This window comes from Candidatus Cloacimonas sp., from assembly GCA_039680785.1.
Classification (GTDB): Bacteria; Cloacimonadota; Cloacimonadia; order Cloacimonadales; family Cloacimonadaceae; genus Cloacimonas.
Window position 1 is genome coordinate 1 of record JBDKSF010000008.1, and the last position, 11872, is coordinate 11872.

8 protein-coding genes are annotated in these 11872 nt (G+C 38.9%); 5 read left to right on the forward strand and 3 right to left on the reverse strand.

Annotated features, from left to right (window positions below; translation table 11 throughout):
• The 4 genes from ABFC98_00205 to ABFC98_00220 form a co-directional block, all read left to right on the forward strand.
• Positions 1-2284, forward strand: a 2284-nt coding sequence (locus ABFC98_00205) for an SEC-C metal-binding domain-containing protein (protein MEN6444452.1), incomplete at its 5' end; no start/stop codon positions are given.
• Positions 2285-2328: 44 nt separating this feature from the next.
• Positions 2329-4548 carry a type I DNA topoisomerase gene (gene topA / locus ABFC98_00210; GenBank protein MEN6444453.1) on the forward strand — a complete coding sequence of 740 codons (2220 nt, stop codon included), beginning with the start codon at positions 2329-2331 and terminating at the stop codon, positions 4546-4548.
• Positions 4549-4551: 3 nt separating this feature from the next.
• Complete coding sequence (locus ABFC98_00215; GenBank protein ID MEN6444454.1) at positions 4552-5823, forward strand: ABC transporter permease; 1272 nt, start codon at positions 4552-4554, stop codon at positions 5821-5823.
• Between the two features lie 290 nt (positions 5824-6113).
• Positions 6114-6692: a methyltransferase gene (locus tag ABFC98_00220; GenBank protein ID MEN6444455.1), complete on the forward strand. Its 579-nt coding sequence runs from the start codon at positions 6114-6116 to the stop codon at positions 6690-6692.
• Between the two features lie 45 nt (positions 6693-6737).
• Here ABFC98_00220 and ABFC98_00225 read toward each other — a convergent pair whose 3' ends face one another.
• The 3 genes from ABFC98_00225 to ABFC98_00235 all read right to left on the reverse strand — a co-directional run bounded on the left by ABFC98_00225 (position 6738) and on the right by ABFC98_00235 (position 8376).
• Complete coding sequence (locus tag ABFC98_00225) at positions 6738-7619, reverse strand: phosphatidylglycerol lysyltransferase domain-containing protein (protein MEN6444456.1); 882 nt, start codon at positions 7617-7619, stop codon at positions 6738-6740.
• Positions 7620-8042, reverse strand: coding sequence for a GNAT family N-acetyltransferase (locus ABFC98_00230; GenBank protein ID MEN6444457.1), 423 nt, complete (start codon positions 8040-8042; stop codon positions 7620-7622).
• A 166-nt stretch (positions 8043-8208) separates the two neighbouring features.
• Complete coding sequence (locus ABFC98_00235; GenBank protein MEN6444458.1) at positions 8209-8376, reverse strand: hypothetical protein; 168 nt, start codon at positions 8374-8376, stop codon at positions 8209-8211.
• 323 nt (positions 8377-8699) lie between these two features.
• On the opposite strand from ABFC98_00235, the gene ABFC98_00240 reads away from it, so the two are divergent.
• Positions 8700-11567, forward strand: a complete 2868-nt coding sequence (locus ABFC98_00240) for an adenylate/guanylate cyclase domain-containing protein (protein ID MEN6444459.1) — start codon at positions 8700-8702, stop codon at positions 11565-11567.
• The last annotated feature ends 305 nt before the right edge of the window (positions 11568-11872 follow it).

Genomic DNA, 11872 nt, shown 5'->3' on the forward strand with positions numbered 1-11872 from the left:
ATTGCGTCCTGCCATAGCTCAGGTAGTTCAAGCTCAAAATGCTTTGGTGCAAAGGTTTTTAAGCGAAATTAGAGAAGACCTTGATGAAAATAATCCCAATCCTGACAATAATCGGTTGGCGAAAAATTTGCTGTTGATAAAGCGCGCGGCTCCTCGTAATAAAGCATATCAAAAATATATGCAAGACGGTGAGCTGAAAAAAATGGTCAACGACATTGAGGGCATATATCTGAGAGACAAGAAAATGAATGAACTGGACGATAATCTTTTCTATGTGGTGGAAGAAAGACAAAATAGCGTAGATCTTTGTGAAAAGGGACGCGATTTGCTTTCCCGCAAAGAAAAAGACCTCTTTGTAGTTCAGCTTCTCGATGAAATTTTAGCCGAAATTGATAACAATGAAACCCTCTCGGAACAGGAAAAACAACAGCAAAAAGCACTGCAAACCAATCGCTTTATGGATAAAAGCGAAAAATTGCACAATATCAATCAGTTACTTAGAGCTTTCACGCTCTTTGAAAATGACCAAGAATATGTGGTGATTGATAACAAAGTAATAATAGTGGATGAATTTACTGGTAGGCAAATGCCCGGTCGTCGTTTTTCCGATGGCTTGCATCAAGCGCTGGAAGCAAAAGAAAATGTGGAAATTGAAGCCGGCACTCAGACCTTTGCTACAGTCACTTTGCAGAACTATTTTCGGATGTATGAAAAATTATCTGGTATGACAGGCACCGCAGTAACTGAAGAAGCAGAATTTATGGAAATTTATAATCTGCCGGTGATGGTGATTCCAACAAATGTTCCCATCACTCGTATTGACCATGATGACCTGATTTATTTAAGCAAAAATGACAAATACCAGGCAATTATCAATGAAATAATCTACTGGCACGAAAGGCAGAAACCCGTCTTAGTTGGAACGGTGAGCGTAGAAGTGTCCGAAATTATTTCCCGTTTGCTAAAACGAAAAGGAATAGCGCATAATGTATTAAATGCTCGTCAACATCAACGCGAAGCGGAAATAATTGCAGAAGCCGGCCAACCTGGCGCGGTAACTATCGCCACTAATATGGCTGGTCGCGGAACAGACATAAAACTCGGCAAAGGTGTTGTAGAAGGCGTTTACGAAAGCTATTTAAATATACCCAGAACATTAACGGAGGAATATCCTTACGGTTTACCTTTGGATGGACTGCATGTGGTTGGCAGTGAAAGACATGAAAGTAGAAGAATAGATAGACAATTGCGTGGGAGAGCAGGCAGACAAGGTGATCCTGGAACCTCGCGCTTTTATCTTTCTTTGGAAGATGATTTGATGCGCCTTTTTGGTTCTGATAGAATAGCTCCGATGATGGTGAAAATGGGTTTGAAATCTGGAGATGTGATTCGCCATCCGTGGATGACCAAAGCAGTGGAAAAAGCCCAAAAGAGAGTGGAAGAACATAACTTTGAAATCCGCAGAGAGCTGTTAAAATATGATGAAGTAATGAATCAGCAACGCGAAGTAATATATTCATATAGGCGCAGCGTGCTGAAGGGATATGACCTTAAAAACGAAATTTTGGAAATGATCACCGAAGCCATAAATAATATGGTGGATGAAAATATCCCCCCGCACAGCTATCCTGAGGACTGGAATTTGGAACATATTTGCCAATGGTTTCAGCGCAATTTGAATATAAGCATAGCGGTTAAAGATATTGCCAGTGACCATTTGAATAAAGAATTGCTGCTCAATACCCTTTTGGAATATGCCCTTACCACTTATGAAAACAAAGAAAAACAGATTGGCTCGGAACGCTTGAGAGATATTGAAAGACGCTCTTTATTGGAAGTTGTGGATGATGAATGGCGAGATCATTTACACGAAATGGACTTATTGAAAGACGGTGTATATTTGCGCGCGTATGCTAATAAAGACCCTTTAATTGAATATAAAAAAGAAAGTTATGATCTGTTTCAAGGGTTGATTGCCCGGATTCAAGAAAATGTAACACGCAAGGTCTTTACCACTTATGTGCTTTCTCAGGAGCAAATGGAAAACTTGCTGAAAAATGCCAATATGAGTCATCAGGAACTAAACGCTTTTCTAAAAGCACAACAAGAACAACAAATGAATCAAAATATGAGCGCTCCTCCCCAATATAACAATCCAGTTGGCGAAGTGGAAAAAACCAGACCGATAAAAGTTGCCCCCAAAGTGGGAAGAAATGATCCTTGCCCTTGCGGCAGCGGAAAAAAGTATAAAAAATGCTGTGGAATGTTCGATACGGAAGAATGATGGGAAGAAATGGAAAGCGTAAGCCAAAATAATAAAGGAAAAGTATGAGTAAAGGACTAATAATAGTGGAATCCCCTGCCAAAGCAGGAACAATCAGTAAATTTCTTAAAAATCAATATAATGTTAAAGCATCAATGGGGCACATTCGTGATTTGCCTGAACACGATTTGGGCGTAAAAATCGAGCAAAATTTCCAGCCCGTATATGTAGTAGATAAAAAGAAAAGTAAAATAATCTCCGAACTGAAAGAATCAGCATTAGCTGCGGATAGCGTTTATTTGGCAAGTGATAATGATCGCGAAGGAGAAGCAATTGCCTGGCATTTAACGGAAACATTGAAAAAGGAATTGCGAAATAAACCCGTCTATCGCATTGTTTTTAATGAAATTACTTCCCAGGCAATAAACGAAGCAATGCAAAACCCCGGCAAGATAGATATGGCAAAAGTGGAGGCACAACAGGCAAGAAGAATTTTAGACCGTCTGGTTGGTTATGAAATAAGCCCTCTGCTTTGGAAAGTGATTGCCAAAGAACTTTCTGCCGGTAGAGTTCAATCCGTTGCTTTGCGTTTAATTTGTGAACGCGAAGCGGAAATTAAAGCATTCGTTCCCAAAGAATTTTGGAAAATTGAAGCAAATTTTTGGAAAGGTAATTTGGCGCCTTTCAAAGCAGTTTTAGAAAAATTAGACGGTAAAAAAGTGGAAATTGCCAATGAGATAAATGCCATAGAAATTGTGGAAAAAATCCAAACCGCCGAGGCAAAAATAAGTGAAATAAAACGCAGCACTCGTAACATAGAACCCCTTCCTCCTTTTATAACCAGTACTTTGCAACAAGAAGCAAGTAAAATTTTGGGTTTTCAAGCACAAAAAACGATGAGCATTGCTCAAGTTCTTTATGAAGGTATAGATTTGGGAGGAGAAAGCACTGGCTTGATTTCTTATATGCGAACCGATTCCACCAGAATGGCTGAAGAGGCGGTAAATAGAGCTACTGACTTAATCAAAGAACGCTTTGGAGCAGATTCCGTAAACCCTAAAGTGCGGGTGTTTAAAAACAAACAAAGCGCTCAGGATGCGCATGAAGCAATTAGACCCACCGATCCATTCAGAACTCCTGAAGGCATTGCCCAGTATTTAACCAAAGAACAACTGAAATTATACACTCTTATCTGGCAGCGTTTTATCGCTACTCAAATGAAACCGGTTAAATTACTCTCCACCAATGTAAAAATTAGTGCCGGTAAAGCAGAATTTGTTTCTTCCGGTGCTCAGATAATGGAGGAGGGCTTTTTGAAAGCATACTCTTACATAAACATACCTTTAGGCGAAAAAATCCATTCCGATTATGCCCAAGCTGATGTTTTGGAACATAGCCCTCTGGAAAAAACCCAACATTTTACTACTCCGCCTTCCAGATATACTGAAGCAGCTTTAATTAAAGAATTGGAAGCAAAAGGAATTGGACGCCCTTCCACTTACGCTGCCATAATTAGTACTTTGCGGAATCGTAAATATGTGACAATGGAGAAAAAAGCATTTGTCCCCACTTCCTTGGGAACCGATGTAAACCGCTTTTTGGTAGATAAGTTTGATTATCTTTTCAATGTTCAATTCACTGCCGAAATGGAAAGCAAACTGGATGAAGTGGAATATAGCAAAATTACTTGGAATGAGGTAGTAAAAGAATATTACGCTCAACTTTCGGAATTGATAGACAAAGTGGATGTTAAAAAAGAGAAAAATAACTTTGTGCAAGATACTGGAATCGTCTGTGAGGTGTGTAAACAAGGCACTATGTTAATTAAACATAGCAAAGGGGGCGAATTTCTTGCCTGCAGTCATTATCCGCAATGTAAAAACAGCAAAAGTTTCACTCGTGATGAAAACGGCAATATCCAAATAGTTGTCCCCACCGCTTTAGACGAAAAATGCCCTGAATGCGGTTCACCTTTAATGCTCAGACACGGAAGATATGGCGAATTTATTGCCTGTTCCAATTACCCTAAATGTAAATATGCACGCCCCAAAACCTTGGGTATAAAATGCCCTGAGTGTGGAAAAGGAGAATTAACCGCACACAAATCCAAAAAAGGACGCCCTTTTTATTCCTGCAATCGCTATCCGGAATGTAAATTCATTATAAACGATAAACCCTTGCCGATAGCTTGTCCCAAATGCGGAAATCCTTATTTGGTGGAAAAATATAGCAGCGAAAAAGGTAAATATAAAATGTGTCCCAAATGCAAAACCGAGATGGAATAGGCAATGAATATTAAAGATGGCATCAATAGTGCTTTTCAAAGCATTTTCAGCCATAAACTTAGGTCTCTTTTAACTCTTACCGGTATAGTTATTGGCGTGCTTGCCGTTGTAACTATGTTCTCCAGTGTTTATGCCATTAAAGGACTAATTAAAAAAAATATGGAAGGAATGGGCTGGGATAATTCCATCATTATTTACCCAAGCGTAGGCAATGAAGATAAAGAAATGGGCAAAAACCGCAGCCATATAAGACGCCCCAGACAAAGCGTTCCCTTTCTGAATTATGACGATTATCTGGCTCTGAAAGAAAACCTGAATTATAAATGTATTTACGGTTCATTGACCAAACAGAGCTTATATAGGGTTGGCAATAAAGTAAATAATATTATCCTGTGCGCCACGGAAGTAGATTTTTTTAAAAATAAAAGCTATCCTATCGGCAAGGGACGCTATTTTAATGCCTACGAAGCCGAAAATAACATACCGGTTGCTGTTTTGGGTTATCAATTTGCCGAAGAATATTTTAAAGATAAAGACCCCATTGGACAAGTTTTGATTTTGGGTTCGCATCGTTTCACAGTTGTGGGTGTGTTAGCTCCTGATGTTTTAAATGCTGGCAATGGAATGAATTTTAACCCCTGGGAAAGGCAGAGGGATTTGAAATCTGTATATATACCTTTAAAATATGGAGCCACTTATATAGAGCCCAATAAGATCATCCACCAGATATATCTGCAATCATACTCCACCGACGATTATCTCAAATTAAAAAATGCAGCCAGGCAGATAATGCTTTCCAGACATAATATGTATCCCAATTTCCAGTTTATGGATATTGGCGATATGATCCTAAAAATCACTACGGAAATAAATAAATTTATGGATAAATGGAATATAACCCTTATTGCCATTGCTTCCATTTCTTTGATTGTAGGAGGAATAGGGCTATTTAGCACTTTGCTGATCAGCATTCAGGAAAGAATGACTGAAATTGGCATTCGCAAAAGCATTGGAGCTACGGAACAGGATATCTTCTTCTATTTTATTTTTGAAGCGCTGGCTTTGGCTTTTACGGGAGCTGTTTTAGGAGTTATTCTTGCCTGGATATTGATTACACTGATAGCAGGCGCTATCAAATTTCCCCTTTATTTGCCTATGCAAGGAGTTGCGGTAGGATTGGGTTTTTCTTTGTTAATTGGTTTTCTATCAGGACTTTATCCTGCCTGGAAAGCAACTGGAATTGATCCTATCCAGGCAATTTACTATCATGAGTGAAAGGGTCTTGGAGTCGAGAGGTCTTGGGGTCGAGGGGTCTTGGGGTCGAGAGGTCTTGGAGTCGAGAGGTCTTGGGGTCGAGAGGTCTTGGGGTCGAGAGGTCTTGAGGTCTTGGGGTCGAGAGGTCGAGAGGTCTTGAAGTGGAAAAGTGGAAAGGTGGAAAAGTGAAACCCGGCGTGTAGCCGGAGCTCGCTGAAGCTCCGCAAGAAAATGGAAAGGTGGAAAAGTGAAACCCGGCGTGTAGCCGGAGCTCGCTGTTCCTCCGCAAATTATAAATAGGAGAAATCCCAGTGAAAATAATCAATAAAATAACTATGTTCTTGGCAAAAAAACGATTGCTGATTACCAGAGTCCTCTGCACAGTCGTTATTTTGGAATTTATTCTTAACTTTCACTATCGTATCGCACATACATTAAAAAACCCTACTGCAGTCATAATCAGTATAATTCTGATTGCTTTGGGTGCTTTTATCCGTTCTTGGTCTGCTGGAATAATTGAAAAAAGAAATCGGCTTGTAATGGAAGGACCTTATACTTTATGTAGAAATCCTCTCTATGCAGGCAGTTCTTTTATGTTGTTGGGAGCGGTTTTATATGTGAATGATATTTGGGCTTGGTTGCTTGCCGGTCTGTTGATTTTGGTTATCTTTCCGTTTACCATTATAAAGGAAGAAAAGACCTTAAGTAATAATTTCCCTGAGGATTGGCAAAGTTATATTTTAACCACGGGTAGGTATTTTCCCAAGAAAATTGATTGGAAACGCCTGAAACAAAAATGGTCGTTTCAGCTGTGGCTTAAAAATAGAGAGTATAATATGTTTCTGCTGTCGCTTCTGCTTATGGGAATCATTATAGTAATTAGTTTCTAAGTGATTCTGTTTGCTCCCTATCTACTTTTGTGCAATCGGAGTGAGTTAAACTTTTAGCGTGGTCTCCAGAAATTTAACCAAAAATGTTGGTTGGTAAGATAGTTTTGCTTGCCTTAAGCCCTCCAAACCCAGGTCTTGTTCACGGTTTAGATATTTAAAACGATTTTGCAGATAGCGAGCTGTTTCCCAATTAACAATTTGTGCTGCGCCCTTTTTTTCAGGATCAAATTTTTCAAAATGCTCGGTAACCATATTCTCGGTCTGAGGCGAAAAAATGGAAAAAGCGGCAATTTTATTATGCAAACAGATAATAATGCCTTCGCAAGGTAATGTGTCCCACATCTTTAATGCATTCTCAATGGCCTTAATTTCGGTCATTAAATAAATACCTTCGGCACTGCGTTCTCTTTTCCATTTGTAAGTAAAGCGCAAAAGAACTTCAAATTTGTCACTGGTCACTGGCAAAACCTGATAGTCAGGATATGCACGCACAAACTGTGAAATCAGATTCTTCTTTTTAGCAAGCTGCTTACCCGAGAGTTTTACCAATTTGTCTATTTCGTAAACATAATCCGCCCAAGCTCTATCTTCGTTCACTTCAAAATAGTTATCCATTTCAGGATGCTGAGCATAATATTCTTCCGGAACAATGTTCAACTCCGCTTTAGGATATTCTTGTTTAAATAAATGCACCAGGTTAGCCAAATCGGCACAAGTAAAATTATCCCCCAAAGGAAAACAGATATTTTGATATTGAGGGTTAAAAATAACCAGATTATCCTGCCAAAGCAGATAGTGATTGTGATAAATTTTACCCCAAGCAAGCAGATTTGTTACATTAAAATCACAATTTCTCCGCGGAAAGCGAGTGAGATAATCTTGCAATAATGGAATTTGCTCTTCCGTAATTAAGTTCAGCCCATTCATTTATTTATCACTTAATAAAAAAGGCGTGTAGGAATTCATCACTTTAAAGCCCAAGCCCTGATAGAAATTCTCATAACCCGGCTCACTGATTAACCCTATCCATTGCAGTTTTTGTTCTTGCAAAAAGTTGATTAAAGTGCTAACAATTTGCTTTCCGATTCCTTGCCGTCGATATTCTTTCAGCACGGTTACATCTTGTATATAAGCATCACTTACACCGTCACTTATAGCTCTGCCCATACCTATAATTTGATCATTAAAAATAGCAATAACGAAGCAAAAGGAATTGGCAACGATCTTGTTGATTGTTTCCCAATCGGATTCTTTGTCTTCAGTTGACCACCATCCCGCTTGACGGTAAAGTTCTAATATTGCCTGTGTATCGGTTTCTTTAACAATTTTACACTTTGCTGTGATTTTCATAATATCTTATGTCCTACATATATTTAACGAGAACATTCCTTTCAAAAAAACTATCGGCTAAGAAGCAGATTTTTGTCAAGCACGCATTTGGGATAGGAACACGCAAATATATTAAATAGCAGATTTAATGGGTGTGAGATGAACCGGATTTTAGGGATTTTTATATTTAGCCACCGAAATAAATTAAACCACCGAAGGCACCGAAATTAATTAAGCCACCGAAAACACCGAAATTACCGAGATCACCGAAATAAATTAACATTGAACTAAGAACTCCGGCACTTTGAACTCTGGCACTTTGAACTCCCGCACTTTGCACTCCCGCACTTTGCACTCCCGCACTTTGAACTCCCGCACTTTGAACGACGGGTTTTTAACTTGGCGTAGTAATAATGGAGGGTTGACGTCCTCGTCAACCACAACAAACAAACTATCAGACAATCCTAAAATAAGGCGGAAACTGCATAATTTGGTTGTAATGGGAACGACGAGGACGTCGTTCTTCCTTTAATGTATTTCACAGATTTACAAGTTAACTACTAATAAAAGAACTTTGAACTCCCGCACTTTGAACTCCCGCACTTTGAACTTTGCACTCCCGCACTTTGAACTCCCGCACTCAATTTGCAGTTGACAGAAATTATCTCTTTTCTGTTAATGATTTATCTACATAAAAAGGACTTAGGCAAAATGAAAGATGGCGAATTGATTTTCGGCAGCGATTTCTTTAATCTGGAGGATGAACTAACATTGACTTCAGACGAACTTCACTTACGCGCGGGTGAATTAAGGGAAGTTACTGTGCTTTTTGCAGATATACATGGTTTTAGTACTATTTCCAACCTCTTTGACGCCGAAACTATCCATCGCAAAATGGATGAAATAATGAAGCTATTTTCTCGTTGTATAAGTTTTTACGGCGGCTTTGTAGATAAGTATATGGGGGATGGCATAATGGCTTTATTTGGTGCCAAAACCGCTACGGAACAGAATACCGAAAGAGCAATTCTCGCTGCCCTTAAAATGCAGGAACAGATGAAATTGTATAATACTAAATTAAAGCAACAGAGCGGTTTTGAACATATCGACTTGGAAGTTCGGATTGGCATCAATGCCGGAATTGTTTCCGTTGGCAAAGTCGGAGAAGATAGAGAAGGAGATTTTACCGTTTATGGACCCGAAGTCAACTTGGCTTCCCGAATGGAATCCAATGCTCCCGTAAATAGCATTATGCTTCCCGAAAAGACAATGGTGGCGGTTCAGCGTAGTTTTGAATTTATAGATGCAGATTGGAAGAGTTTAAAAGGATTTTCCGAACCGGTGCATTGCTATTTGGTAAAAGCGCCCAAATTGGATAGTTCCCTGCACCGCAGAAATTTGAGCACGCATTATATTGGCAGAGAAAAAGAGCTTCACTTGCTGCAAGACACCTTTTTGAATATTGATCCAAAAAAGCGCATACCAGTCATCGGAATTAAAGGTGAAGCAGGATTAGGTAAAACGCGTTTAGTATATGAATTTGAAAATTCCTGCCCCGAAAATACTGTTTTCCTGCATGGTGCCTGCAGTGCTATAAATCCAGCTCCTTTAAATTTATTCACTTCCATCTGTGAGACCCTTTTCCGTTTGCAGATAAATGAAAATCCCCAAATTAAACAGAAAAAGCTGGAAAATGCGTATGCCACTATGTTAAAAACTGCCTCCGCGGAAGAAAAGGATATTCTAACTGACGGTAAACCACTTATCTCTTTCCTGTTGGAAATAAAAAGTGAGGATACCCGTTTAAAGCAAAGCGGAGCAGACCTTTTGCAGCATCTTTCTTTGGCTATCGAAAATCTCATTTTCGCTCAGGTTAATTTCACATTACGCCATAACAATAAGCTGGTTATCGTTTTAGATGATTTACACTGGCTGGATGAGACATCAGCAATGGTCTTGGAGAATTTATTCAATAAAATTACTTTGGCAAACACGCTCCCCCCTTTGATGTTTATCTTGATGTATCGTTCGGAATATAATCTCCCCGCTTATTTTGATACTTTAGCACAAGTGACAGAGATAGAGCTGAATCCTTTGCAAGCAAAAGAAATCAGGGATTTAATCATCACTCGCACACAAGATAAAGAAATATCCGAACCGATTATAGATAAAGTAATCCAGCTCTCTCAAGGAAATCCTTTCTTTGTGGAAGAATGGTGTAACTATGTTCAAGATATACCATTAGACAATTTACAGAATATTCCGGTGCCGGCCAATTTATATAATCTGATTCTCTCGCGTTTAGATAAATTGCCCGTTTCCTTAAGAATGCTTTTACATAAAGCCGCGGTTATTGGGCAAGAATTCTTTGTGGAAATTTTGCGCTATTTGGAAAATCGTCTGCAGGATAATCTGGATGTAGATTCCACGCTGAATATTCTGGAAGAACAGTCATTCATTCTGCATTCTTTGGGCTTTAATTATTCCACTTACTTCTTTAAGCACATCATAACCCGGGAAGTTGCCTATCAAACATTATTGGTGGAAAACCGTAAACTCTTGCATCGTTTGTGTGGAGAAGCAATTGAGACATTGTATCCGGACCGCTTGGAAGAATTTTATTATGCTTTGGCAGAACACTTTCACAAAGCGGAAGTGAAAGATAAGGCACTTATCTATATTGAAAAAGCGGCCGATAGTTCTGCCAAAATTTACAATAATCAACAAGCAATGCAGTTATATGAACTGCTTCTAAATTACCCTGAATTACAACCAGTTAAGCGTTTGGAAACAACAATGAAAATTGCCGATATTTTGTGGCTGACGGGGGATTGGAATAAAGCCATAGAAACCGTGCAAAAGCTACTTACAGAATCAATAGCGATAAAAGCGGAGAGGATTTGTTTTGAGGCATATCGCTTTTTAGGGATTGCTGCCTTTTATCAAAATGACAATGAAAATGCCTTGCATTACTTTAACCTTGCTTACCAAATTGCCAAACAGATAAATGAGCCATCGCTTGTTTCTATTGCATTAGGAAATTTGGGGAATTGGTATTTTAGAACTGGGGGTTTAACCAAAGCTTATCAGCTGCAACAGCAGGACTTGGCTATCTCTTTGCAAGAACAGGATAAACAACGCACCGCTAAAGTATATAGCAACTTAGGGCTTATCTGCCTGGAAGAAAATAAGTTAAATCAGGCAGAGGACTATTTTATTCAGTCCTTGGCAATTGCAAAGGAAAATCGCTTTCTGAAAGAACAATCCATCGCTTTAGGTAATCTGGGCTACACCAAAATGCTGACCGAAAATTATATAGAGGCATTACCCCTTTTACAACAGAAATTGAAAATTGCCACAGAAATGAACGATAAACTTGAACTGATCAATGTGTTGGGCAATATTGCCAATTTGTATCTGGAAACCGCTGAACCAGACAAAGCCATAGATAATTATAAGAAAATTATAGAAATTTATGATTATTTGGGAGACACCGAAGGCAAAAATGAAGTTCTGGATTTTATTGCTAAATTAGAAAAACGGTGATGAGAAAAAAATGGGGCCCATTAGAAAGGAAGGAAAGTTGGTTTTTCACTTCCGCTTAGCTAAAGAGCTTGCATTATGTTAATCTACTGCCTTTTAGTTAATAATCTCCTTTCCCCTTTTTTCACTGCCATCTTAAATTTGCCATTCCCCCAAAAATGGATTATAATATCTTTATATAAGTCAATGAGGTAAAAGTAATGAAAAAGCTGTTAATATTTGTGTTTGTGCTATTTAGCACGCTTCTCCTATCCGGTGAACGCGGTTTAACCGTAGCTGAAATTCCCGTTTTAAATGAGGTGACTGCT